Annotated in this window: 20 protein-coding genes; 9 read left to right on the top strand and 11 right to left on the bottom strand. The window is 73.7% G+C overall.

Features of this window, described 5'->3' with window-relative positions; all coding sequences use genetic code 11:
- A partial coding sequence (locus tag B5D80_RS17100; RefSeq protein ID WP_088644883.1) for a glycoside hydrolase family 3 protein occupies positions 1–1,423 on the top strand: 1,423 nt, incomplete at its 5' end.
- Between the two features lie 69 nt (positions 1,424–1,492).
- Here the strand turns inward: B5D80_RS17100 and B5D80_RS17095 are convergent.
- Entirely contained in the window at positions 1,493–4,186 is a 2,694-nt protein-coding gene (locus B5D80_RS17095; RefSeq protein WP_088644866.1) for a sugar-binding protein, read from the bottom strand.
- A gap of 416 nt (positions 4,187–4,602) precedes the next feature.
- Here B5D80_RS17095 and B5D80_RS17090 point away from each other — a divergent pair, with 416 nt between their 5' ends.
- The 8 genes from B5D80_RS17090 (at position 4,603) to B5D80_RS17055 (ending at position 14,252) form a co-directional block, all read left to right on the top strand.
- On the top strand, positions 4,603–5,766 hold the full coding sequence (locus tag B5D80_RS17090; RefSeq protein WP_088644865.1) for an ROK family protein: 1,164 nt from the start codon (positions 4,603–4,605) through the stop codon (positions 5,764–5,766).
- 48 nt (positions 5,767–5,814) lie between these two features.
- Complete coding sequence (locus B5D80_RS17085) at positions 5,815–6,858, top strand: extracellular solute-binding protein (protein ID WP_088644864.1); 1,044 nt, start codon at positions 5,815–5,817, stop codon at positions 6,856–6,858.
- A 94-nt stretch (positions 6,859–6,952) separates the two neighbouring features.
- Positions 6,953–8,026 carry an ABC transporter ATP-binding protein gene (locus B5D80_RS17080; RefSeq protein ID WP_088644863.1) on the top strand — a complete coding sequence of 358 codons (1,074 nt, stop codon included), beginning with the start codon at positions 6,953–6,955 and terminating at the stop codon, positions 8,024–8,026.
- Positions 8,023–9,804, top strand: coding sequence for an ABC transporter permease (locus B5D80_RS17075; RefSeq protein WP_088644862.1), 1,782 nt, complete (start codon positions 8,023–8,025; stop codon positions 9,802–9,804). The genes B5D80_RS17080 and B5D80_RS17075 overlap by 4 nt, the downstream gene beginning before the upstream one ends.
- On the top strand, positions 9,801–10,763 hold the full coding sequence (locus B5D80_RS17070) for a creatininase family protein (RefSeq protein ID WP_245854665.1): 963 nt from the start codon (positions 9,801–9,803) through the stop codon (positions 10,761–10,763). Before B5D80_RS17075 ends, B5D80_RS17070 begins: the two co-directional genes overlap by 4 nt.
- Positions 10,760–11,770, top strand: a complete 1,011-nt coding sequence (locus tag B5D80_RS17065; protein WP_211291539.1) for an amidohydrolase family protein — start codon at positions 10,760–10,762, stop codon at positions 11,768–11,770. Before B5D80_RS17070 ends, B5D80_RS17065 begins: the two co-directional genes overlap by 4 nt.
- A gap of 9 nt (positions 11,771–11,779) precedes the next feature.
- The gene (locus B5D80_RS17060) at positions 11,780–13,231 is read left to right on the top strand and encodes a lyase family protein (RefSeq protein WP_088644860.1); all 1,452 of its coding nucleotides are present in this window, start codon (positions 11,780–11,782) and stop codon (positions 13,229–13,231) included.
- Positions 13,232–13,337: 106 nt separating this feature from the next.
- A complete protein-coding gene (locus B5D80_RS17055) occupies positions 13,338–14,252 on the top strand; it encodes an ROK family protein (RefSeq protein ID WP_088644881.1) in 915 nt (304 codons plus the stop codon).
- Positions 14,253–14,349: 97 nt separating this feature from the next.
- On the opposite strand, the gene B5D80_RS17050 is transcribed toward B5D80_RS17055, so the two are convergent.
- The 10 genes from B5D80_RS17050 to B5D80_RS34810 form a co-directional block, all read right to left on the bottom strand.
- Positions 14,350–15,918 (bottom strand): amidohydrolase family protein, encoded by a 1,569-nt coding sequence (locus tag B5D80_RS17050; protein ID WP_211291538.1) that lies wholly within the window; start codon positions 15,916–15,918, stop codon positions 14,350–14,352.
- Between the two features lie 253 nt (positions 15,919–16,171).
- Entirely contained in the window at positions 16,172–16,798 is a 627-nt protein-coding gene (locus B5D80_RS17045) for a lipoprotein (RefSeq protein ID WP_088644859.1), read from the bottom strand.
- A 135-nt stretch (positions 16,799–16,933) separates the two neighbouring features.
- Positions 16,934–18,160 carry a beta-ketoacyl-ACP synthase II gene (fabF, locus tag B5D80_RS17040; protein WP_088644858.1) on the bottom strand — a complete coding sequence of 409 codons (1,227 nt, stop codon included), beginning with the start codon at positions 18,158–18,160 and terminating at the stop codon, positions 16,934–16,936.
- Between the two features lies 1 nt (position 18,161).
- A complete protein-coding gene (locus B5D80_RS17035; RefSeq protein WP_067313076.1) occupies positions 18,162–18,401 on the bottom strand; it encodes an acyl carrier protein in 240 nt (79 codons plus the stop codon).
- Positions 18,402–18,476: 75 nt separating this feature from the next.
- Complete coding sequence (locus B5D80_RS17030; protein WP_088644857.1) at positions 18,477–19,421, bottom strand: beta-ketoacyl-ACP synthase III; 945 nt, start codon at positions 19,419–19,421, stop codon at positions 18,477–18,479.
- Positions 19,418–20,587: an acyltransferase domain-containing protein gene (locus tag B5D80_RS17025; RefSeq protein ID WP_088644856.1), complete on the bottom strand. Its 1,170-nt coding sequence runs from the start codon at positions 20,585–20,587 to the stop codon at positions 19,418–19,420. The genes B5D80_RS17030 and B5D80_RS17025 overlap by 4 nt, the downstream gene beginning before the upstream one ends.
- A gap of 135 nt (positions 20,588–20,722) precedes the next feature.
- A complete protein-coding gene (locus B5D80_RS17020) occupies positions 20,723–21,913 on the bottom strand; it encodes a PucR family transcriptional regulator (RefSeq protein ID WP_169733071.1) in 1,191 nt (396 codons plus the stop codon).
- 123 nt (positions 21,914–22,036) lie between these two features.
- Complete coding sequence (locus tag B5D80_RS17015) at positions 22,037–23,116, bottom strand: cellulose binding domain-containing protein (RefSeq protein ID WP_088644854.1); 1,080 nt, start codon at positions 23,114–23,116, stop codon at positions 22,037–22,039.
- A gap of 134 nt (positions 23,117–23,250) precedes the next feature.
- Complete coding sequence (locus B5D80_RS17010) at positions 23,251–23,916, bottom strand: response regulator (RefSeq protein ID WP_088644853.1); 666 nt, start codon at positions 23,914–23,916, stop codon at positions 23,251–23,253.
- Positions 23,913–25,097 (bottom strand): sensor histidine kinase, encoded by a 1,185-nt coding sequence (locus B5D80_RS34810; RefSeq protein WP_211291537.1) that lies wholly within the window; start codon positions 25,095–25,097, stop codon positions 23,913–23,915. Before B5D80_RS34810 ends, B5D80_RS17010 begins: the two co-directional genes overlap by 4 nt.
- Positions 25,098–25,252 lie beyond the last annotated feature (155 nt).

The raw sequence follows: 25,252 nt of genomic DNA, 5'->3' as shown, positions 1-25,252 counted from the left end.
CGACACCCCGGCCGAGATGATCGCGAAGTACCGGCTCGGCGGGCTGATCCTGGTCGGGTTCAGCGCCGACGACCCCACCTCGGGCAACCAGTCGACCACCAACGTCGACAACCCGGCCCAGGTGAAGAAGCTGACCGCCGGGCTGCGCGAGGCCGCCGGGAAGTTGGCGGCCGGCCCGGCGCCGTTCCTGGTCGGCACCGACCAGGAGTACGGCGTGGTCACCCGGATCACCGACGGGGTGACCACGTTGCCCAGCGCGCTGGCCGCCGGGGCGGCCGACGACCCGGCCCGGACCGAGGCCGCCTGGAAGGCCGCCGGCACCGAACTGGCCGCGATGGGGGTGAACCTGGACTTCGCTCCGGTCGCCGACGTCCTGGCCACCCGCAGCACGGTCATCGGCTCGCGGTCCTTCGGCGCGGACCCGAAGCGGGCCGCCGCGCAGGTCGCGGGCGCGGTCCAGGGGTTGCAGAGCGCCGGGGTGGCGGCCAGCGTCAAGCACTTCCCCGGGCACGGGCTCAGCGCCGCCGACTCGCACCAGGAGGTCCCGGTGGTCGGCCAGCCCCGGGCCGAGCTGGACGCCACCGCCTTCCCGCCGTTCCGGGCCGGTATCGACGCCGGGGCGATGGCGGTGATGTCGGCGCACCTCGACGTCACCGCCGTGGACCCGGGCACCCCGGCCACCTTCTCCCACAGGCTGCTCACCGACGTGCTGCGGGGTGAGCTGGGCTTCCAGGGGGTGGTGATCACCGACGGGATGAACATGCCGCCGGCCAAGCGCTACCCGCCGGGCGAGGCGGCGGTGAAGGCCCTGCTCGCCGGCAACGACCTGATCCTGATGACCCCGAACGTCGGCCAGGCGTACGACGGGTTGCTGGCCGCGCTGCGCGACGGCACGCTGCCCCGGGACCGGCTGGTGGCGGCGGTCACCCGGGTGTTGACCATGAAGTTCCGGCTCGCCGACCGGCCGACGCCGGCGATGTCCACGCTCGACAGCGCCCCGCACCGGGCGGCCGCCACCGCGCTGGCCGCGGCGGCGGTCACCCAACTGCGCGGCAAGTGCGGCGTGGCGGTGTCCGGCCCGGTCACCGTCACCACCTCCGAGGGACGGGACCGGACCCGGGCGGCGCTCACCGAGGCGTTGACCGACGCGGGCGTGCGGGTGGTGGCCAAGGGCGGCACCCGGGTGCACCTGGTCGGTTACGGCGACGGCCCGAAGGATCTCGCCGCCGACGCGGCGGTCACCGTGGCGATGGACACCCCGTACGTGTTGGAGAAGGCGACCTCGCCGACCCTGCTGGCGACGTACTCGTCCAGCCGGGCCTCGATGACGGCGCTCGCCGGGGTGCTGGCCGGCAAGGCCCGCCCGACCGGGCGTTCCCCGGTGCCGCTGACCGGGCTGCCCGCCACGAGCTGCCCGGGCTGACCCCCTGACACGGGTGTGGCCGGCCGCCGACGACAGTCGACGACCGGCCACTGGTGCCGCGGTGGTGGATCAGTTCAGCGGGACCTGCTGGGCCACTGCCGCGCCACCGGACTCGAAGGCGGCCAGCAGCGACGTCGGGGTGCCCCCGCTGACCGGGACCGTCACGGTGACCCGGTCACCGGCGGCCAGCCGGACGGTGTGCTCGCCCCGGGCCGTGTCACCGTCCCAGGCGTACAGGTAGGCGGTTCCGGCCCGGTCGGCACGCAGGGTGACCTGCACGCCGTCGGTGACCCGCTGGGCCGAGGTCAGCCGCAGCGCCGAGTTCTTCAGCCTCGGCACGGCGGCCGGGGCCACCCCGTCCACTGCCGACTGGGCGATGGTCTGCGGGCTGTGCACGCTGCGCGCCGAGGTGTCCGGGAACACCGGCGTGCTGGGCTGCCGGGCCGCCGGCTGGTAGCCGGGCAGGGTGGCCAGACCGTAGCGGTACGGGTCGGCCCGGACACCGGTGAAGGTGGACCAGCCCAGCCGGGACTGCGAGCTGAGGTCCTGGGTGTCCGAGTCGTAGACCAGCACGTTGAAGCCCATCCGGGCCGGGTCCACCGCGTCGGGCAGCACCGCGAACGGGATCATCGTCTCGATGGTGTACCCGGTGTACGGGGAGCTGACCTTGCTGACCACGGTCATCCCGGGCGCGGTGGTCGCCCCCGGGCCCTGCCGGTTGTCGGCGTCGCGCTGCCAGCAGGGCGGGTTGCCGTTGGCCGGGTCGTCGGTGATCGGGAAGATGCCGGCCTTGAACACGGTGGAGGTGTCCGTCGAGTTCCCCTTCGGGTCGACGATGATCTCCACGCTGTCGGTGCGGCGCTGCCGCTTGCAGTCCTGCGGGACCACCTTCTTGCCCAGCACGTCGTCGGTGACCTGGACGATCACCTTCAGCCCCTCGGTGGTCCAGGCGATCCGGCCGGTCGCCGAGGCGTCCTGCGGGGTCGTGGCCTGCCCCTCCCAGATGCGGGAGAAGTCCAGCTCCGGGCCGGGGTACTCGCCGGGCGAGGCCACCCCGTCGACGGTGCCGTCACCGGCGCGCGGAACCTCGGTGGTGGGCACGATCTCCAGCGCGCCGGTCTCCACGGTGCTGCCGGCGGCGCTGGTGGTGGTGATGGTGATGCCGTAGTCCCCGTCCGTGCCGCCCTCGTTGGCGGTCGGCAGGGTGGCGTCGGTGTTGGTGACGGTGAAGGTGACCGCACCGGTCGCGCCGGGCGCCAGCGCGGGGTAGTTCTTGGTGGCCGCGTCGGCGGTGAAGCCGGCCGGCAGGCCGAGGGTGACGGTGCCGCTGCGGCTGACCCGGCCGTGGTTGCGCAGGTCGATCCGGACCGACCGCTGCTTGCCGGAGCCGATGGTGAGCACCGGCTTGATCAGGGTGTCCAGCTGCGGGTATCCGCCCTCACCGGCCCAGGTGCGGAACGTGCCGACCTCGGGCAGCGGCTCCAGGGTGCCGCGTACGTCGGCGACCACCCGGACGGCCCGGTCGGTGCGCCCGACACCCTGGCGGGTGGTCAGGGTGGCTCCGATGAGCTGCTGCTGGTTGGTGTCGGCGTCAGCCGGGACGGTGACGGTGAACTTGCGGGTCCGCTCCTTGCCCGACGGCACGTCGTTGTTGAGCACGCCGGAGCCCTTGGCCTTCCAGCCCGCCGGCAGTCGCAGGTCGATCCGCGGCTTGACCAGGGCACGGTTGTGCGGGGCGCGCAGGTGCGCGGTGACCTCGACGGTCGCGCCGGGGGCCAGGTCGAACCGGTCGGTGGTGAGGTACAGCTCGGTGCCCTTGGGCAGGCCACCGGTCACCGGCGGCAGCACCGAGCCGCGCAGGATCGCCTCCGGGGAGGAGTCCGCCGGGTCGTACGGGACGCGGCTGTCGATCAGGGTGTAGAAGTCGCACCGGATCTTCGTCGGGTCGGTGGGGGCGGCGGCGGTGCCGGCCCAGCCCTGGGTGACGTACTCCCGACGGGCGTCGACCTCGATCTCGGCCCAGGTCTTCCCGCTGGCGCTCGGCGTGCCCTCCCAGACGCCGAAGACCTGGTCGGTCGGGACGGTCGGGGTGAAGCTGGTCGCGCACTGGGGGCCGGCGGCGGAGCTGCCGGTGCCGCCGCTGCGCAGGAACTTCGCGGCCCGGAACGGGGTGAGGCCCTCGGCGCTGAGCTGCTCGGGGAAGGCGTTCGGGTCGGCGGCGGCGGCGAACGCCTCGGCGGCGAACCGGGCGGCCTGCTGGTGGTTGCCGTGGTTGCCCGGGGTCGGCGACGGGTTCATCGTCATGATGATCTCGGGCCGGGTGGTCCGGATGACCCGGACGATCTGGCCCAGGGTGTCGTCGTGGCCCCAGATCTGCTCGGACAGGGGGGCGGACGCGGTGTACCAGAAGTCGACCCGGTCGAGGTTGTAGAGGTTCTCCACGCCGGCCTTGCCGATCGCGGTGCGTTCCTCGCGCTCGCGGATGATGCCCAGCGGCGGCCCCTCCTCCAGGCCGACGGCGTTGCCGCCGCCCTCACCGCGGGTGATGGTGACGACGCCGGCCTTGGCGCCGTACTTCTCCTTCCACTGGCCCAGGGTGGCGAGGCTGCCGGCCTCGTCGTCGGGGTGGGCGCTGACGAAGAGCACGTCGAGGTCGACGGCCTTGGCGGGGCGCACGTCGGCCGGGGCGGCGACGGCGGTGGCGGGCGCCCCGGCCACGGCCAGGGCGAGTGCGGTGGGTAGCAGGAAACCCTTGATGCGCATGCGGATCCTTCCGGGACCACGGTGTCCGGGCAGCGACCGTCCGCGTCGGACGCGGGGCGTCCGACGCGGGGTCGACGGTGGACGGTGAGGCGGCGGGAACGGGAACGGTGGGCGTCGTCGGACGCGGTGCACCGGGTACGGCAGCGGTACGGGTTCCGTACACACTGGAAGGCCTTCGCCCGGTGACGCTAGGGACCAGCGCAGCGGCACGTCAATGCTTTGCAAGGTATTTCTTCCTTTGCAGAAGAAATAAAGAGGGTGGTGTCCGGGATGTCCTGCGGTGCGCCGAAACGGTGACCCGAACCCGCCCAACGCTGCCAATTGCGGACGTTCTTGCTGCTCCGGTGGCCTGAGGCGGCCCGGCCGAGACGGACTTGTTACTTGACTCTTTAATTCGTTCGCCGTAGGAAGGAAGTGTGACAGACGTGGTGACGCCACCAACGAGCCCGGTGAGCCGGGAGCGGTCGAAGGAGATCAAGCGGCTTTCCGTGATCTCCACCGCCCGCCAGGTCCGGGTGCTCTCCCGGGCCGAGCTGACCGAGCTCACCGGCCTGAGCCCTGCCACGCTCACCCCGCTGGTGCGGGACCTGATCGCCGAGGGATACCTGATCGAACGCGGGCCGGGCACCTCCCGCGCCGGTCGTCCCCGGGCGATGCTGGAGTTCAACCCCCGTGCCGAACTGGTCGCCGCCGTCTCGCTGGAGCCGTCCCGGATCAGCTGCGAGATCGCCGACAGCGACGGCGCGGTGGTCGCCCACCGCACGGTCCGGCTGACCGGCGACATCGTCGACACCATCTGCCGGTCGGTGCCCGAACTGGCCGGCGACGGGCTGCCGGCGCTGCGCGGGGTGGCCATCGCCGCGCCCGGTGTCATCTCCGGCGGCGCGGTCCGGCTCGCCCCCTCGGTCGGCCAGATCGAGGGCCGCCCGATAGGGGAGTCGGTCCAGCGGACGCTCGGCGTACCCGTGGTGGTGGACAACGACGTCAACCTGATGGCCGCCGGTGAACACGCCGCCGGCGCCGGCACCGACGTCGCCGACCTGCTGCTGCTGCACGTCGCCGACGGCATCGGCGCGGGCCTGGTGCTCGACGGCCAGGTCCGCCGGGGGGCCCGGGGCGCGGCCGGCGAGGTCGGTTTCCTGCCGCTGGACCCGGCCGACCGGGGACACGACGGGATCGGCCCGTTCGAGGCGCGCTGGTCGGAGAACGCGATCGCCGAACGGGTGGTCGCGCTGGCCCCCGGCCGCCGCCCCGACTCGCCGGTACGCGCGCTGGTCGAGCTGGCCGCCGACGACCCGCGCGCCGCCGGCTACCTCGACGAACTGCTGCACGCCTGGTCCCGGCTGATCGTCTCCTGCGTCTGCGTGATCGATCCGGGGCGGGTGCTGCTCAGCGGTGCCGCCGCCGAACTCGACGACGCCGCCGTCGGCCGGCTCCAGGACCTGGTCACCGCCGCCGCACCCAGCACCACCGAGGTACGCCGGGCGGTGCTCGGCGACCGGGCGGTGCTGCACGGCGCGGTCAGCTACGCCCTCTCGGCCGCCGCCGCCGGGATGCCCACCCTGTTACCGGCCCCTTGACCTGCTCGAACCGCTGATTCTCCCGCCCACACCCCTCGGAGGTACCCCATGAGACGTCGACTTCTGCTCGCCGGAGCGCTCGCCACCGTCCTCGCCGCCGGCACCGCCTGCGGCGGCGGCTCGGACGACACCGCGGCCGGTGAGACGGAGAAGCTGACGATCTACACCGCCCGCGACAAGAAGGTCTCCACCTTCGTCGTGGACAAGTTCACCGCCAAGTACCCCGAGTACAAGGGGAAGGTGGAGATCCTCAACCTGGGCGCCCAGGAGATCCTGGAGCGGGTCCGGGCCGAGAAGGCCAACCCGCAGGCCGACGTCTGGTGGGGCGGCACCCAGCAGGGGCTGGCCGCCGGCGCCGGTGAGGACCTGCTCGCCGCCTGGCAGCCCGCGTTCGCCGGCAAGATGGACGCCAAGTACAAGGACGCCGAGGGCCGCTGGTTCGGGGAGATCCTGCTGCCCGAGGTCATCATGTACAACAACAAGGCGCTCACCCCGGAGCAGGCCCCGAAGGACTGGGACGACCTGCTGAAGCCGGAGTGGAAAGACAAGATCGTCATCCGTGACGTGGCCGCCTCGGGCACCATGCGGTCGATCTACGCCGCGATGATCATGCGGCAGTCGCCGGACGGCAGCAACCCGCAGCCCGGCTACGACTGGCTCAAGAAGCTCGACGCCAACACCGGCGCGTACGCGGCCAACCCGGCCGACCTCTACCTCAAGCTCTCCCGCCAGCAGGGCACGCTGAGCGCCTGGAACCTGCAGGACATCCTGCTGCAGGCCAACCAGTCCAACATGCCGTTCGGCTACGTGATGCCGGCCTCCGGCGCCCCGGTGCTGGTCGACGGGCTGGCCGCGGTCAAGGGCGGCAACAGCGCCGGCGCGCAGAAGTTCATCGAGTTCCTCTTCGACGACACGCTCCGCGCCGACCTGGCCAAGGACTACTACCAGATCCCGGCCGTGGAGATCGCCCAGCAGCCGGAGTGGCTGGCCCAGCTCAACCTCAAGCCGCTCGACGTCAACTGGGACATCATCGGCAAGAACGAGACCGAGTGGATCAACCACTGGAACAGCCAGATCAAGAACAAGGGCTGACCCGTACGGGTGCCGGGGGCCGTCCCGCCCCCGGCACCGCCCGTCCCGCCACACCGCCCGGCCAGGTCCGGTACCGCATGAAGGAGAAGACATCATGATCGATGTCACGCTGGAGTCGGTGAGCAAGCGCTTCGCGCGTGCCGGCGACACCGCTGCCGTCGACGACGTCGACATCAGCATCGCCGCCGGGGAGTTCTTCACCCTGCTCGGCCCGAGCGGCTGCGGCAAGACCACCACCCTGCGGATGGTGGCCGGGTTCTACTTCCCCACCTCGGGGCGGATCAGGTTCGGCACGGAGGACGTCACCCACCGGCCGCCGAACAAACGCGACACCGGCATGGTGTTCCAGAACTACGCCCTCTTCCCGCACATGTCCGTCGCGCAGAACGTCGCGTACGGGCTGAAGATCCGCAAGGTGGGGCGGGCCGAGTCCGCCCGGCGGATCGAGGAGGCACTCGGCCAGGTGCACCTCGCCGGCTACGGCGACCGCCGGATCGACCAGCTCTCCGGCGGCCAGCAGCAGCGGGTGGCGCTGGCCCGCGCCCTGGTCATCCGGCCGCGTACCCTGCTGCTCGACGAGCCGCTGTCCAACCTCGACGCCAAGCTGCGCGAGGAGACCCGGGTGGAGATCCGGCGCATCCAGCAGGAGGCCGGCACCACCGCCATCTACGTCACCCACGACCAGTCCGAGGCGATGGCGATGTCCGACCGGATCGCCGTGATGGAGTCGGGCCGGGTCCGCCAGATCGGCGCCCCGCAGGAGATCTACCACCGGCCGGCGACCGCCTTCGTGGCCCGGTTCATCGGCCGCAGCAACGTGCTCAGCCTGCCGGTGGTCACCGCCGCCGCCGAGACGGTCACCGTGGGCCTGCCCGACGGCAGCGAGACCGCCGTCGCCGCCCCCGCCGACCACGGCCTGCGCGCCGGGGACACCGCCCTGGTCTCGGTACGCCCCGAGCACCTCGGGCTCACCTCGACCACCGAGGCCGGCGCGCTGCCCGGCCGGGTGACCGAGGTGGAGTTCACCGGCATGGCCACCAACCTCGTGGTCGAGGTGGCCGGCGAGCCGGTGCAGGTCGCCGCGATCGACGTCCCGGACGGCATCACCGTCGGCGACCAGGTCGGCCTGCGGCTCAACCGGGACCGCATGTGGGTGGTGCGCCCATGAGCACCATTCCCGCCACGCCGAGCGCGGCCACCGTGCCGCCGGTGACCCAGGACCCCGCCCCGCCGCCGGCCGCCCGTCCCCGGCGCGGCCTCAACGCCAACTCGCCGTGGTTCCCGTACCTGCTGGTCTTCCCGCTGGCGCTGATCCTCTTCGGCTACGTGGTGCAGCCGATGTTCGCCACCTTCGCCGAGAGCGTCGGGGTGGACGGGGTGGCCAACTACACCGAGTTCGTCACCGGCAGCGGGGTCGCCCGGTCGGCGTTGCTCACCTCGCTGGGGATCTCGGCGGCCAGCGTGCTGCTCTGCGGGATCGTCGGGGTGGCGATGGCCTTCCTGCTCAAGCGGTTCTCGTTCCCCGGCCGGCGGCTGATCGAGGCGATCATCCTGGTGCCGGCGGCGCTGCCGCCGCTGATCGGGGCGATCTCGTTCCAGCTGCTCTACAGCGAGACCGGCATCCTGCCGCGCGGTCTGCAACAGCTCCTCGGCACCGAGAACCCGGTGCTGCCGTTCACCGGCATCGCCGGGGTGCTGGTGGTGCACACCTTCACCATGTACCCGTTCTTCTACCTCGCCGCCTCCGCCGCCCTGGTGGGGATGGACCCGTCGGTGGAGGAGGCGGCCTACAACCTGGGCGCGAGCCGGGTCCGGGTGTGGCGCACCGTGCTGCTGCCGATGCTCACCCCGGCGCTGGTCTCGGCGTCGCTGCTGGTCTTCATGACGTCGCTGGCGTCGTACACCGCGCCGTTGCTGTTCGGGGTGGACCGGACGATGACCATGCAGATCTACATCAACCGCACCAACGGCGACCTGCCGATGGCGTCGACCTACGCGTCGGTGCTGGCCGTGGCGTCGGTGCTGTTCCTGCTCGGGATGCGCTGGTACGAGGGACGGCGCAGCTACCGTTCCCAGTCCAAGGGCGTCGCCTCGCACCGCCGGGAGATCACCAACCCGTTCGGCAAGTGGCTGGCGCTGCTGGCCTCGGTGCTGGCCACCATGGTGCTGCTCGCCCCGGTGGCGACGATCGCCCTGGTCGCCTTCTCCCGGGACGGCTCGTGGACCACCGAGGTGATCCCGTCGGAGTACACCACCGCGAACTTCGTGACGATCTTCTCGGACCCGGGGGCGTACCGGCCGATCCTCAACTCGTTGCAGATGAGCCTGCTCGCGACGGTCGGCTGCGTGGTGGTCGGTGTGCTGATCGCGTACGCGGTGCGCCGGCTCGACTTCCGGGGCCGGGGGCTGCTCGACGTGGCGGTCATGCTGGCCTGGGCGCTGCCCGGCACGGTGGTGGCGATCAACCTGATCTCGGCGTTCAGCACGGGCAACGCGTTCAGCTTCGGCCAGGTGCTGATCGGCACGTTCTGGATCATGCCGTTGGCGTACTTCGTGCGGTTCCTGCCGCTGGTGTTCCGGTCGAGTTCGGCGACGCTGGCGCAGATCGACCCGTCGCTGGAGGAGGCGGCCCGTAACCTCGGCGCGCCCTGGTGGCGGGCGTTCGGCACGGTCACCCTGCGGCTGATGCTGCCCGGTGTGCTGGCCGGCGCGCTGCTCGCGTTCGTCAACGGGGTGGGCGAGTTCGTCGCCTCGGTGCTGATCTACACCTCGGAGACGGCACCCATCTCGGTCGAGATCAACAACCGGATGTACTCGTTCGAGGTCGGCACCGCCGCCGCGTACGGCATGCTCCAGGTGGTGTTGATCTTCGTGGTGATGGTGTTCTCCGGCCGCCTGCAGAACGGCGGCCGGGCCACCCGGGAGGCGGCGAAGTGGACGGCGTGACCTGGCCGGCCGGTGGCGGGCTGCTGCCCGCCACCCGGATTCCCGGCGGTGAGCTGGCCGCCGTCGCGGCGGCGGCCGACTACGCGGTGCTGCCCGTCGGCGCCGTCGAGTGGCACGGCCCGCACCTGCCGCTCGGCACCGACCTGATCCTCGCCGAGGGCTTCGCCGCCGAGGCCGGCGGCATTGCCGGCCGGGTCGCCGAGGCCGGCGGCGCTGCCGGCCCGGTCGCCGAGGCCGGCGGCGCGTCAGACCGGGTCGCCGGGGCCGGCGGCGCTGCCGGGCCGCGCGGGGTGCTCTTCCCGGCGGTGCCGTACGCGGCCTGCCCGGGGCAGACCCGGCCCTGGCCGGGGACGGTGTCGATCCGGCCGGAGATCGCCGTCGGCTACCTCGCCGACGTGATCGAGGGGATCGTCGCCGCCGGTTTCCCCCGGCTGCTGATCGTCAACGGCCACGACGCCAACATGTCCACCGTCCGGGCCGCGATGGAGTGGGTCTCCGGCCGGCGTACCGCCAGCCTGCTGCTGGTCAACTGGTTCCAGCTGGTCACCCCGGCAGAGACCACCGAGCTGTACGGGCCGCTGACCGCCCGGGGGCACGGCGGCGCGTACGAGACCTCCGGGGTGCTCGGGTTCGATCCCGGCGCGGTCCGGCTCGACGCGGTGACCGACCTGCCGCCGAAGCCGAAACTGCCGGTGGGCCACCCGTACGTGCTTGTCGAGTCCCGGCCCGACCCGTGGCAGGGCTGGTCGGGGCACATCTCGCTGGCCTCCGAGGCGGCCGGCCGGCAGGTGCGGGCCACGGCCGGTGCGCGGCTGCGGGAGATCGTCGCGGCCTGGGTGGCCGCCCCGCCGCCCGCCCCGCCCACCGCCGACCCGCTGCCCGACCCGGCGGCCGACAGCCCGACCACGACGGCCGGTGACCCGACGGCGGCGGCCGGGGCGACCGGGGGAGACCGGTGAGCGTGGACCGGGGACTCGACATCGTCGACTTCCACCTGCACTTCCGCATCGGCACCGACGAGACGATCCACGCCTGCGAGGACGCCGCCGGAATGCACCCGGGCGGGGAACACGAGCGGGCCGTCCGGGCCGCCGGCTCCGCCCCGTACGCGAAGGCGTGGCGGCAGGCGTGGAGCTTCCCCGACCCCGAGCCGCCCGCGCCGCGCTGGCAGGACGAGGCCGACCGGTGGGCCGACGAACTGCGTGCGGTACGGGTACGCCGGGCCGTCTTCGTCACCGGCGGCGGCAACGACACCGTCGCCGACGTGGTCGACAGGCACCCGGACCTGCTGCTCGGCTTCGCCCACCACGACCCGTACTCGCCGGGGGCCGCCGCCGAACTGGAGCGCGCGGTGACCGGACGGGGCCTGCGCGGGCTGAAGCTGTTCGCCCCGCTGCTGCGCGGCCCGCTGGACCACGCCGACCTGGACCCGCTGTGGTCCACCGCCCAGCGCCTCGGGGTGCCGGTGCTGATCCACATCGGCCACTACGGCAGCGCCGGTGGCCTGTCCTTCGGCAGGTACGGCGGCCCCGACGAGCTGGCCCGGATGGCCCGCCGGTTCCCCGAGCTGGCCGTGGTGGTGCCGCACTTCGGCGTCCAGCACGTGCAGGACCTGCTCTTCGCCGCCTGGGGCTGCCCCAACATCCACGTCGACACGTCCGGCTCCAACCAGTGGGTGCGCTGGATGCCGTACAAGCTGACGTTGGAGGACCTGTTCCGCCGCTGCTACGAGACGATCGGCCCGCAGCGCATCGTGTACGGCAGCGACTCGTCGTGGTTCCCGCGCGGCTACGTCACCCGCTACCTCGACGACCAGCTGCGGGTCTGCCGCGAGCTGGGGATGCCCGACGACCACCTCCGCGCGATCTTCGCCGGTAACGCCGAACGGCTGCTGGGCCTGACCGACCGACCAGCCGAGAACCCGGGACCCGGCCCCCACACCGCGTCCCGGCCCGGAAGGAAGTAAGGAACCGCCATGAGCGAGCTGACCACCTACCAGCGGCACCACCTGGCCCCGACCTACGAGCACCACGTCGGCCACCTGTACCCGGCGATGGTGCGCGCCAGCCAGGCGCACGTGGTGATGCTGACCGAGCAGGGCCTCATCCCGGCCGAGCGGGGGGCCCGGCTGCTGCGTGGGCTGGCCACGCTGCGCGCCGACGGCAGCCCCGCCCCGGCGTTCGACGGCAGCTTCGAGGACACCTACTACCTGCTGGAGAAGACCCTCGCGCAGGCGTGCGGCCTGCCCGCGTCCGAACTGGACGTGCAGATGGCGCGCAGCCGCAACGACCTGGACGCCGGGGTGTTCCGGATGCTGCTGCGCGACCAGTTGCTCGGGGTGCTGGACCGGGTGCTGGCCACCGGAACGACCGCGTTGGACGTGGCCGACCGGTACGCCGACGTGGTGATCACCGGTTACACCCACCGCCGGCCCGCCCAGCCCACCACCATCGGGCACGCGCTGGCCGGTTACGCCGAGGCGCTGGCCGGTGAGGCCGCCGCGTACGCCGACGTGATCGACCAGCTCAACGTCTCGCCGCTGGGTTCCTGCGCGTTCGCCGGCACCGACCTGGACATCGCCCCGGCCCGGGTGGCCGAGCTGCTCGGCTTCGACGGCCTGGTGACCAACTCGTACGAGGCGGTCGCCGGGGCCGACCACCTGGTCCGGGTGGGCACCCTCAACGCGCAGGCCCTGGCCACCGGCGCCCGGCTCGCCCGCACCCTGATGGACTGGCTGACCTGGCAGTGGGTGGCCACCCCCGGCGACTTCACCCAGGGCAGCAGCATCATGCCGCAGAAGCGCAACCCGGTGGTGCTGGAGCACCTGGTGTCGATGGCCGGCGCGAGCGCCGCCGACGCCGCGTCCGTGCTCAACAACGTCGGGGCGGCCTGGTGGGAGGACTCCAACAACGCCACCACCGACGTGCAGGTCCGGCTCTGGGACAGCAACGACCGGGCGGAACGGTTCTTCGCCCTGGTCGGCGGCTTCCTCGCCGAGCTGGAGCCGCTGCACCCGCCGACCCGGGAGGAGATCGTGGCGTCCGGTGCGACCACCACCGCGGCGGCCGACGCGTTGACCCGGCACGGGGTGCCGTTCCGGGCCGCCCACTCGGTCGTCGGTCGGCTGGTCCGTGCCGGCGCACCGGACACCTGGACCGCCGAGGGGGTCCGGACCGCTGCCGCCGGGTTGGCCGACGGGCTCACCGACGACGCCGTGGCCGACCTGATCGCCGCCGCCGTCGACCCCGAACTGGTGCTCGCCCGGGCGCAGGTGGACGGGCCGGGTGCCGCCGCCGTCCGCGCCCAGGTCGGCACCCTGCGGGTCGCGTTCGACGGGGTCGCCGACCGGCTCGCCGCGACCCGGGACCGGCTGGCCCGCGCCGACGAGGCGCTGGACACGGTCGCCGCCGAGGTGGCCGGCCGGTGAGCGCGCCGATCGGACGACCCGGTGCCGGTCCGGCCCCCCGGCTGTCCGGCGGGGCGTCGCCGCGACCGTGCTCGACGGTGGTGACCGGGCGGTGGACCAGGTGAGCATGCGACTGGCCGGCCGGGCCGTCGCCGGCACCCGCACCGACGGACTGCTGCTCGGCATCGACTTCGGCGGCACGAAGATGGCCGTCGGGGTGGCCGACGGCACGGGCCGGCTGCTGGCCCACCGGCGGATCGCCACGCACGCCGAGCGGGGTGCCCCGCAGGCGTTGGACCGGGCCCTGGAGTTGGCCGCCGCGCTGGTCGCCGAGGTCGGCGGGCCGCTCGTGGCGGCCGGGGTGGCCTCGCCCGGGGTGGTCCGCCCCGACGGCATCGACCTCGCCCCGAACGTGCCCGGCTGGGAACGGTTGCGCCTGGCCGACGCCGTCTCCGACGCCCTCGGGGTGACCCGGGTGGCGGTGGACAACGACCTGAACGCCGCCGCCCTGGCCGAGCTGCGGCTCGGTGCGCTGCGCGACGCCGACCCCGGCCTGGTGGTGGGGATCGGCACCGGCGTGGCGGCGGCGGTCACCGTCGGCGGTCGGGTCCTCGCCGGGCACCGGGGCGCGGCCGGCGAGATCGGGTACGCGGTGGCCGGTGGCCCGTGGCCCGGCACCATGCTGGAGCTGGACTTCTCCGGCCGGGCGCTGGACCGGTTGGCCGACGAGCTGGGGGTGGCCGGGGACGCGGCCGGGCTGGCCGCCGCGGCCGAACTGCCCGGCGCGGCCCGCGACGCCCTCACCGCCCGGGTCGACGAGCTGGCCCGGCACCTGGTCACCTGCTGCCTGCTGCTCGATCCGCAGCGGGTGGTGCTGGTGGGCGGGGTGGCCGGCAGCGCGCTGATCCGGGGGCTGCTGGTCGACCGGCTGGCCGAGGTGCTCCCGCACCGTCCCGACGTGGTGCTGTCCCGGTTCGCCGACGACGCGGCGTTGCTGGGCGCGGTCACCCTCGCCCGGGAAGCGGTGCCGGCCCCCCGCTGACCTGGCGATCCGTGCGTCCGGGCCGTGAGGGGCGGACCGGTCGGACCGCGTGTCCGGCCCGCGAAGGGGGCGGGCCGGACACCCGGTGCGGGGCGGGTCAGAACGTGGGCGGGGTGGGGCTGGTCGGAGTGAGCACGCCACCGGCCCGGGTGCGGACGGCGTGGGCCGCCCCCGCCGCGTTGCGGACCACCTTGGCGGTGTCGTGGCTGACCATGGCCCGGTTCTGCTTCACGATCCGGCCGTCGATGAGCACGGTGTCGATGTTGGCGGGGGTGGCCGAGCGGACCAGGGTCGACTCCAGGTCACCGATGGGGGCGATGTTCAGGTCGTCCGCCCGGATCAGGACGATGTCGGCCCGCTTGCCGGGGGTGATCGACCCGGTCACGTCGGCGAGGCCCAGCGCCTTCGCGCCGTTGATGGTGGCCATCTCGATCGCCTGCCGGAACACCACCGCAGGCAGCGTCGCGGTGTCCGTGCCCACCCACGGGATGCCCAGGTTCCAGGCGACGTTCATCGACTCGAACATGTTGATCGGGGCGAGCGAGCTGGCGTCGAAGGACAGCGAGACGGTGATCCCGGCGGCCAGCATCCGCAGGAGTTGCCCGTGGAAGCCGCCGGCCGTGCCGAGGCGCAGCTCGGAGTGGACCGAGAAGCTGACCGGGGCGTCGGTGCGGACCATCGCCTGCCGGTCCGCCTCGTCGAACGGCAGGGCGTGGCAGAGCAGGAAGTCGGGCCCGAGGAAACCCATCCGTTCCAGGTCGGCGGCGTGCACGGCCGTCGTCGGGCCCTGCCCGGAGTGCACCGAGACCGGCAGCCTGCGCTGTCTGACCTCGGCCATCTCGGTCAGGAAGGTGGGTAGTTGGCCGGGCCCGCGCAGGTTCACCCCGAGGTGTACCAACCCGTCGAACGGCGACTTCTTGCCGAACCAGGTGGCCCTGACCCGGTCGATGTCGGCGAAGTCGATCGGCTGGGTGGCCGGCTGGCCGTCCCGGTGGCCGTACGAGTAGCGGGCCCGCACCAGGCCGTCGGCGTGCGCGTGCAGCTCCGCGTCGGCGTACTCGGGCCCGCGTACGTTGTGCGCCCAGTTGTTGACGGTGGTGATGCCGGCGCTCGCGCACTCGACCAGACCGAGCAGCACGCTGTGGTAGAAGTCGTCAGGTTGGTAGGCGGCGACAGTTGCCGACTTCGCCGCGAAGTACTCGAATCCGGTCGAGACGAAGTTGCGGCCCAGGGCGCTCCACATGTGGTAGTGCGTCTCCACGAAGCCGGGCATCGCGATCATCTTCGAGGCGTTGATGACCTGGGCGCCCCGGGCCCGCAGGTTCGGGCCGACCTGGACGATCCGTCCGTCGAGCACCTCGATGTCGGCCCGGGCCCGGTTGCCGATCACGGGGTCGACGGAGACCAGCGCCGCGTTCCTGATCAGGTAGTGTCCCCGCGCCGGCCGCCAGCCCGGGGCGCGACCCGGCCGGTGCGGCCCGGGGGAGGCGGCGCGGGCCGGCCCGGGGAGCGCGAGCGGTGACACGGCGGCGGCTCCGGCGGCGGCCAGCAGCGCGCGTCGGCCGAGCAGTGGTGCGGGAGCGGGCCTGCCGCACTCGTCGAAGAGGGTCGTTGTGTGGTCGTCGCCGGGCTCCGGCGTCGCGGCTGTGTCCGGGGTGTGAGGCATGCGGGCAAGCTAGGAAGATCCGATTTCCGGGTAATTTCCGACCGGCTAGTATCCGGTGAACGCGCTGGTCCCGGCCGGATGCTGGGAAGATCGTCGACTGCCTGCCACCCGCCGACAGGAGCCGCTCGCCCACCGTGACCCCGACGGTGCCGGCCCGGCGGCGGAACTCCCCGCGATCGGATTGCGGCGGCGGGCCGGTGGTGCCGTGCGAGACGGGTGAAGAGCAGGGCGGGGCGGGCCGGAGACCCGGTGCTCACGCCGGCAGGTTGGCGCTCGCCTTCACCAGCTGGTACGCCGGCAGCATCGCCTCGAACTCCTCGGTGTCCAGCCCGCCGAGGGTGATCATCAGCTTGCCGTACAGGGTGGACACCAGCATCGCCCGCTTGCGCTCGCCGTCCTCGGTCCAGGTGGCCTCGAAGGCGTCCAGCGGGCCGGCCTTGGTCCGCCGGTACTGCTGCTCCTTCGGACCGTCGAACTCGGCGAGGTACCCGTCCACCGTGTCCTGCGGGTTCAGCGGGGTGGCCCCGGTGATCCGCCAGACCCGCAGGAAACCGATGTTCCCGGCCGGCTTCGCGTCGATCTCGCAGACCGCAACGGCCGGGCCGAGGGTGAAGTCGGCCCCACCCTTCACCGCCTTGGCCTTCCACTTCGCCGGCACCGAGAAGGTCATCGACAGGGTGCAGGCGCTGCCCTTCGGGCCGACCGTGGTGGCGGCGGTAGCCGGGGCGACGTCGTCGTACCACGGTGGGCCGGCGACGACAGGCGAGGCGGTGGGGCTCGCCGACGGCGCGGGCGTCGTCGCCGGCTCCGGGGTGGCCCGGTCGCAGCCGGCGGCGAGGGCGAGGGTGAGCGCGGCCAGTGCGGTCGTACGTCGGATCATCGTCGTTTCCCCGTGAGAGTTCCCGCCGTCGATCACGGCGGCCGACGGATGCTAGCCGACAGTCGCGGGGCCGTGCTGCCCGCACCTGACGCACACCGGCCCGGCACCGTGGCGGTGCCGGGCCGGGTGGTGCCGTCAGGGACGGGTGAAGACCAGGGCGACGTTGTGACCGCCGAAGCCGAACGAGTTGTTCAGCGCGGCGGGCACGTCCAGGTGGCGGACCTTGTTCGCGGCCACGTCCATGTCCAGACCGTCGTCCGGGTCGTCCAGGTTGATCGTCGGCGGGATGACCCCGTCGCGGATGGTCAGGATGGTGGCGATCGACTCCAACGCGCCGGCCGCGCCGAGCAGGTGCCCGGTCATCGACTTGGTGGCGGTCAGCACCGGGTGGTCGCCGAGCGCCCGGTGCAGCGCCTTGATCTCGGCGAGGTCACCCACCGGGGTCGAGGTGGCGTGCGCGTTGACGTGCACGATGTCCGCCTTGGCCACGTCGGCGTCCGCGATCGCCTTGGCGATGGCCCGGATCGCGCCGGCCCCCTCGGGGTGCGGCTGCACGATGTCGTACCCGTCGGAGGTGATGCCGGCACCGGCGAGCCGGGCGTAGACGTGCGCACCCCGCGCGGCGGCGTGGTCGGCCCGCTCCAGCACCAGGATGCCCGCGCCCTCGCCGAGGACGAAGCCGTCACGGCCCTTGTCCCACGGGCGGGACGCCTGCTCCGGCTCGTCGTTGCGGGTCGACATGGCCCGCATGGAGCTGAACCCGGCGATCGGCAGCGGGTGGATGACCGCCTCGGTGCCGCCGGCCACCACCACGTCGGCCCGCCCGGACCGGATCATGTCCAGGCCCAGCGCGATCGCCTCCGCGCCGGTGGCACAGGCGCTCGCCACCGAGTGCACCCCGGCCTGCGCGCCCAGCTCCAGCCCCACCCAGGCGGCGGGACCGTTGGGCATCAGCATCGGGATGGTGTGCGGGGAGACCCGGCGCGGGCCGGACGCCTCCAGGATGTCGTCCTGCGCGAGCAGGGTCAGGGCACCGCCGATGCCGGAGCCGACGCTGGCGCCCAACCGCTCCGGGTCCAGCCCGGAGTCGGCGAGCCCCGAGTCCGCCCAGGCCTGCTGGGCGGCGATCAGCGCGATCGCCTCGGAACGGTCCAGCCGGCGTAGCTTGACCCGGTCCAGCACCTCGCTCGGTTCGACCGCGAGCTGGGCGGCGATCCGGACCGGGAGCTGGCCGGCCCACTCCTGGGTGAGCGGACCCACCCCGGAGCGGCCGGCGAGCATGGCGTCCCAGGTCGACGCGACGTCCCCGCCCAGCGGGGTGGTCGCGCCGAGCCCGGTGACGACGACGTCGACGTGACTCATCTCAGGACTGCGCCTCGATGAAGCTGACGGCGTCCCCGACGGTCTTCAGGTTCTGCACCTCGTTGTCCGGGATCTTGACGCCGAACTTCTCCTCGGCGGCGACCACGACCTCCACCATGGAGAGCGAGTCGACGTCGAGGTCGTCGGTGAAGGACTTCCCCTCGGCCACGTCGTCCGGGTTCACCCCGGCAACCTCTTCGAGGATCTCGGCGAGGCCGGAGGTGATCTCGTCACGGGTCATTACGGTGGGTTCCTCTCATCGGGGTTGGTTCTCCGCCGGATGGCGGCGCGCCGCGGTCGCCGACCGCGTCGGGTCTCAGGGGCAGCGGACGACCTGACCGGCGTAGGTCAGCCCACCGCCGAAGCCGAACAGCAGCACCGGCGCGCCCGAGGGCACCTCCCGCCGCTCGACCAGCTTGGACAGGGCCAGCGGAATGCTCGCCGCCGAGGTGTTGCCGGACTCGACGATGTCCTTGGCGATGATCGCCTGCGGGATGTTCAGCCGCTTGGCGATGCCGTCGATGATCCGCGAGTTGGCCTGGTGCGGCACGAACGCGGCCAGCTCGGACGGGTCGACGCCGGCCTTCTCGCACGCCTGCAGCGCCAGCGGGGCCAGCGCGGTGGTGGCCCAGCGGAACACCGACTGCCCCTCCTGCGCGATGTACGGCCGCCAGCCCTCGATGCGTACCGCGTCGCTCTTGTCCGGCGCGGAGCCCCACACCACCGGACCGATCCCGGTCGGCTCGTCGCCGGTGGTGGCGGTGACCACCGCCGCGCCCGCGCCGTCGGCGAAGATGATGCAGGTCGAGCGGTCGGTCCAGTCGGTGACGTCGGAGAGCTTCTCGGCGCCGATGACCAGCGCGTTGCGCGACGCGCCGGCCCGGATGGCGTGGTCGACGGTGCCCAGCGCGTACGCGAAGCCGGAGCAGGCGGTGTTCAGGTCGAACGCGCCCGGTGCGGTGATGCCCAGCTTGGCGGCGACCCGGCAGGCCACGTTCGGGCTGCGGTCGATCGAGGTGCAGGTGGCCACGACCACCAGGTCGATGTCGGCGGCGGTGAGGCCCGAGTTGGCCAGCGCCTTGTCGGCGGCGGCGGTGGCCATGTCGGCGACCGTCTCGCCGTCGGCGATGCGCCGGCTGACGATGCCGACCCGGTCCCTGATCCACTCGTCGTTGGTGTCGACGAACTGGGCGATGTCGTTGTTGGTCACCACCCGGGAGGGTTGGTAGTGCCCGAGGGCGACGATCCGACTGCCGCTCATGCCTGGCCTCCGATGCGGGCGATGGGTCGGCCCGGCGCGACCGGGTCGGCGGGGTGGACGAACCACTCGGTGAGCGGGCCGCTGTCGTGGGCGGTGACCTCGACCGGCCCCTGCCGGGTGGCCACCTGGCCGAGCACCTGGCCGGCGCTCAGCTCGGTGCCCTCGGCGAGGCCCTCGGCGGGCGTGAAGGTGCCGACGGCGGGGGCGACGACCACCCGGGCGCGGGGGGTCGGGCGGTGACCGGGCGGGCCGCCGTGCCGGGCGATGAGGTCCCGGGCTGCGGGCAGGTCGGCGGGGGTGTTCAGGGTGACGATCTCCGGCACGCCGGTGGCCTTGAGTTCCCGCTTGACCAGCCCGGCGAGGGTGCCGGCCGGGGGGAGTTCGAGCACGCCGGTGACCCCCAGCTCGACCAGCGTCCGCATGCACAGGTCCCAGCGCACCGGGGCGGTGACCTGCCGGACCAGCCGGTGCACCAGTTCCCGGCCGTGTGCCACCGCAGCGCCGTCGAGGTCGGAGAGCAGGAGCCGGGCCGGGTGCGACGGGGTGATCCCGGCGGCGACGGCGGCCAGTGCCTGCTCGGCGGGGCCCATGTACGGGGTGTGGAACGCCCCGGCGACCTGGAGCCGGACGATCCGGGCCTTGGCCGGCGGCTCGGCGGCGAGCTTGTCCAGGGCGTCGAGCGTGCCGGCGGCGACCACCTGACCGCCGCCGTTGCGGTTGGCCGGGTGCAGTCCGTGCGTCTCCAGCGCGGCGAGCACCTCGTCGGGGTCGCCGCCGAGCACGGCGGCCATCCCGGTGGGGGTGAGGGCGCAGGCGGCGGCCATCTCCCGGCCGCGTACGCCGGCGAGGGTGACCGCCGTCTCGGCGGAGAACACCCCGGCGAGCGCGGCGGCGGCCAGCTCGCCGACGCTGTGCCCGGCGACCAGGTTCACGTCGTGCAGGGGGAGCTGCTCGGCCGCGAGCAGGGCCGAGGCCACCAGCAGCGGCTGGGTGCGGGCGGTGTCCCTGATCTCGTCGGCGTCCGCCTCGGTGCCGAGCCGGACCAGGTCGACCCCGGCCGGCACCGACCACCAGCGCAGCCGTGACTCGACGCCGCGCAGGGCGAGCCACGGTGTCAGGAAGCCGGGCTTCTGGGAACCCTGGCCGGGAGAGAGGACGGCGAGCACGTCTATGACTCTTCCCGATACCCCGGGGTAAGCGCTGTGCGGGCTGACACCAAACCGCACTAGAACTCTTGGAGGGTTCCTACAAACATCGGCCGTGATCGTCGCCTAGCGGCCCTGCTCACCGGTCACCCGGTGTCATTTCTGGCTCGGGCCGGGCACGCCCGCCGGGACGATCGGGTCCAGCCGGCCCACCGTCAGCGCCACCTGGAGCGCGAACGCGTCCCGGGGGGTCAGCGGGGAGAACCCGGTCACCTCGGCGATCCGACGCAGTCGGTAACGCACCGTGTTGGGATGGACGAACAGGGCGCGGGCCGCGCTCTCCAGCGTCCCACCGGCGGCGAAGAAGGCGTCCAACGTCTCCAGCAGCTCCCCGCCCGCGCGGACCAGGGCGGCGTACACGTCGTGGCGCAGCCGGCGGCGGGCCTCGGCGTCACCGGCGAGGGCCCGCTCGGGCAGCAGGTCGGCCGCCGGCACCGGCCGGGGCGCGGTCGGCCAGGCCGGCGCCGCCCGGTAGCCGGCAAGCGCCGCCCGCGCCGAGTCCGTCGCCTCGTCCAGACTGGGTACGGCGGGACCGACCACCACCGGACCGTCGCCGAACCCGGGGAGCAGCTTCTCGGTGGCGGCCATCGGGTCGGCCGCGCCGCCGAGCACGATGACCAGCCGGTCGCCGTGCACGCCCCCGATCACCTCCACCCCGATCCGGCGGGCGTACCGGTAGACGGTGTGCAGCACGGCGGACACCTCCCCGCCCGGGGAGCGCCCCACCGCCACCGCCACCGGTGGGGCGTCCGCCCAGCCCAGCGCGGCGGCCCGGCTGGCCAGCACGTCGGGGGAGTCCCCGCGCAGCAGGGCGTCGACCAGCAGCGCCTGCAACCGGGCGTCCCAGGAGCCCCGGGACTCGGCGGCACGGGCGTACACCCGGGCGGCGGCGAAGGCGATCTCCCGGGAGAACCGCAGCACCGCCTCGCGGAGCTGCTGCTCCTCGCCGGGCGCGGCCAGGTGCGACACCTGCTCCTCGACCACGTCGATCGTCACCTTGATCAGCGCCACCGTCTGCTGGAGGCTGATCGACCGGGCCAGGGCCAGCGGCGCGGTGGCGAAGACCTCGTCGGACACCTCCTGGGTGCTGTCGGTGGTGCCGCCGCCGGAACCCAGCCACTCGACCAGCGACCGGGCCCCGGCCTGCGCCACCAGCATCACCCAGGAGCGCTGCTCGGCCGGCAGCTCACGGAACCAGGGCAGGCTCTCGTCCATCCGGACCACGCTGGCCGTGGCCAGCGCCCCCGCCGCCCGTTCGATCCGGCGCAGGGTGGCCGTCAGTTCCATCCCGTCCGGCTCGCTCACCGCTCCAGCGTGACATGCCCTGAGCAGGGGCTCGACGTCGGCTCCGGGGCGACCCGCCGGGGGCGGGCCGCCGGGCGTCGGGGCGCAGGTCGGCGGCGTGCCGGGTCAGTTGGTGACGGTGACGTGCACCACCCAGCGCACCTGGGGGGACGGGCAGGGGGTCGGCTGGTGCCGGCAGAGGTTGTCGGTGATGGTGGAGACGTCGACCCGGCCGGGTGCGGTCGCCACGTAGCGGGCGACGAGCGGCTGGCCGCTCGGGTAGCCACCGGTCACCTCGCCCGCCACGACGACCCCGGCGGGGGACAGCGTCGGGGGCAGGTAGTTGCTGGCCAGGCTCACCACGAGCGTGTCACCGACGCGCAGCGTGAGGTCGCGCTGGTTGTCGGGCGCGGAGACGACGACGGTCTGCCCGCCGTCGGTCGGCGGCAGCTCGATGACCGCGACGTGCACCGCCCACAGCACGGTCGGCAGGGCGCACGGCGGGGTGGTGTGCCGGCAGGCGTGGTCGGTGCTGGTGGTCAGCTCGGCGGTGCCCGGGGCCACGGCCCGAAGCGTCGCCACGAGGGGCTGCCCGGTCGGGTAGCCGCCGCTGGTCGACACGGGGGTCAGCGCGCTCCCGGTGGTGGTGACCGGCAGGTAGTCGGCCGCCAGGGTCACGCCCAGCGTCTGCCCGACGAACAGGGTGACGGTGCGCTGGTTGTCGGCCTCGCGGACGGTGACGTCGGCGCCGGTCGGCGGGCTGGCGGTGGTCGGCGGGGCGGCGTCGTTGGTGCAGCTCGGCGTCGGTGCGGTGGTGGGGCCGGCGAGCTGCACGCCGAAGGTGGTCGACGCGCCGGGCGTGAGCACCCCGTTGTACGACGCGTTGGTCGCGGTCGCGGTGCCAGCCGTCGCGCTGATCGAGGTGTTCCAGGACGACACGATCCGCTGGCCGTCGGCGAGCGGCCAGGTGACCGTCCACCGGCTGGCGGTCGCCGACGCGGTGTTGGCGACGGTGAAGGTGACGATCTGGCCGCCGCTCGCGCCGCTGCCCCAGTGGGAGTCGACCCGGACCGTGGCGGTGCAGCCGCCGGCCGGGGTGGCCGTGGCGGGTGCGCCACCGGCGACCGTGGTCATGCCGAGGGCGACGATGGTGGTGGCGGCGAGGATGCCGCCGGCAGTCAGGACGGACCGCCTGGACGCGATCATGACGATTCCTCCGATCCCCGTCGGAGCTCCGGTCGGGGGGCGGCGTCGGACCGGCCGCCGGCCGGGAAGCCCATGGTTCCGCTCGCACCCTACGACCAGCGATGGGTCGCGGTCAATATAGATAGACGCCTATATCATGGTGGCGGCGCGGGCAGCGCCAACTCCTGCGCCAGGATCGCCGCCTGCACCCGGCTGCGCAGCCCCAACTTCGCCAACACCCGGCTCACGTGGGTCTTCGCGGTGCTCTCCGCCACCGCCAGCCGGTCGGCGATCTCCCGGTTGGACAGGCCGACGCCCAGGCAGGCCAGCACGTCACGCTCCCGGGGGGTCAACCCGGCCACGGCGGCGCGGTCCGCCCCGTCGACGCCGGGCGCGGTCGCCGCGAACGCCGCGATCAGCCGCCGGGTCAGGGTCGGGGCGATCACCCCCTCGCCCCGGGCCACCGTCCGCACCGCCGCCACCAGACCGGCCGCGTCGGTGTCCTTGAGCAGGAAACCGGCCGCCCCGGCGCGCAGCGCGCCGAAGACGTACTCGTCGAGGTCGAAGGTGGTCAGCACCAGCACGTCGGCGGTGCCGGCGGCGACGATCTCCCGGGTCGCCGACACCCCGTCCAGCCGGGGCATCCGGATGTCCAGCACCGCCACGTCGGGACGCAACTCCCGGCAGAGCCGCACCGCGGCCTCCCCGTCGGCCGCCTCGCCCACCACCTCGATCTCCGGCGCGCCGGCCAGGATCAGCACCAGACCGGCCCGGACCGCCGCCTGGTCGTCGGCCAGCACGACCCGGACCGGGGCGGTCACGGCCGCTCCCCGGCCGGCAGCGTCGCCCGCACCCGCCAGCAGCCGTCCCGGGGACCGGCGGTGAACCCGCCGTCGAGCAGCGCGGCCCGCTCCCGCATCCCGATCAGGCCCGCACCCCCGGCCGGCAGTCCCGCACCGGCACCGGGCCCGCCGGAGCGGACCGGATTCTCCACCGTCACCACCACCTCCGTCGGCAGGTACGCCACGGTCAGCTCCGCCGTGCCCGTACCGTGGCGCAGCGCGTTGGTCAACGACTCCTGCACGATCCGGTACGCCGCCAGGTCGACCCCGACCGGCAGCTCCCGGGGCGGCCCCTGCACCGTCGCCCGGACCCGCAGGCCGGCGCCGGCCATCCGGGCCAGCAGCCGGTCCAACTCGTCCAGCCGGACCCGGGTCGCCTCCTCCACCGGGTCCACGGACGGCTCCCGCAGCAGCCCGACGAGCTGCCGCATCTCGGCCATGCCCTGCACACTGCTCTCCCGGATCACCCGCAGCGCCGCGTCGATACGGGGCCGGTCCAGCCCGGGGGCGGCGAGGACGGCGGTGGCGTGCAGGGCCACGGCGCTGAGCTGGTTGGCCACCACGTCGTGCAGCTCCCGGGCCATCCGGGCCCGTTCGGCCAGCACCGCCTGCCGCCGGTCCAGCTCGACCAGCCGGGCGGTCTGCTCGGCGCGGGCCCGTTCGGTCGCCGCCTGGTCCCGGTACTGCCGCACGCTGATCCCGGTGACCACCGGCAGCACCCCGAGCAGCGCGAACGGCATTCCGACGGCGGCACCCCGCCAACCCCAGCAGAGCAGGCCCAGCACCGTGCCGCCGACGCTGAGCCCGACGGTGACCCGCAGCAGCCAGCGCCACCACCGGGGCGGGCCGTACACGCACGTGTCGTACAACACCTGGGTGTAGATCACCGTGCAGCCCACCGACACGCCGAGCGCGGCGTCGGCGAGCACCGCCACCGTGCCCACCGCCAGGCCGGTCCGGGTGGCCACCCGCCGCAGCCCGACCGCCACGCTCACCGCCAGCAGCGGCAGCAGGAAGGACACCCGTGGCACGTCCGGCGCCCAGCCGAACTGGGGTTGCAGGCCGACGCCGTAGGCCGCCAGGCCGCCGACCAGGGACACCCCGGCCAGGGCCAGGTCGCGTCCCGGCCGGCCGGAGCCGACCCAGCCCGGCATCCGCATGGTCCCGATCCCACCACATCCCGGGTCGGCACCCCTCCCACCTGCGGAGGAGGCCGCCCGGTCGGCCGTCCGCCGAAGGTGGTACGCCGGGCCGCCGCTCCGCCGAAGGATGGACCCGCAACTCGTCCCCGCCGGTGAGGTGACCACCTCCCCGC

It is taken from the genome of Micromonospora wenchangensis, from assembly GCF_002210435.1.
GTDB lineage: Bacteria > Actinomycetota > Actinomycetes > Mycobacteriales > Micromonosporaceae > Micromonospora > Micromonospora wenchangensis.
Note: the sequence above shows the minus strand (reverse complement) of the source record. Positions and strands in the feature narration are given on the sequence as shown.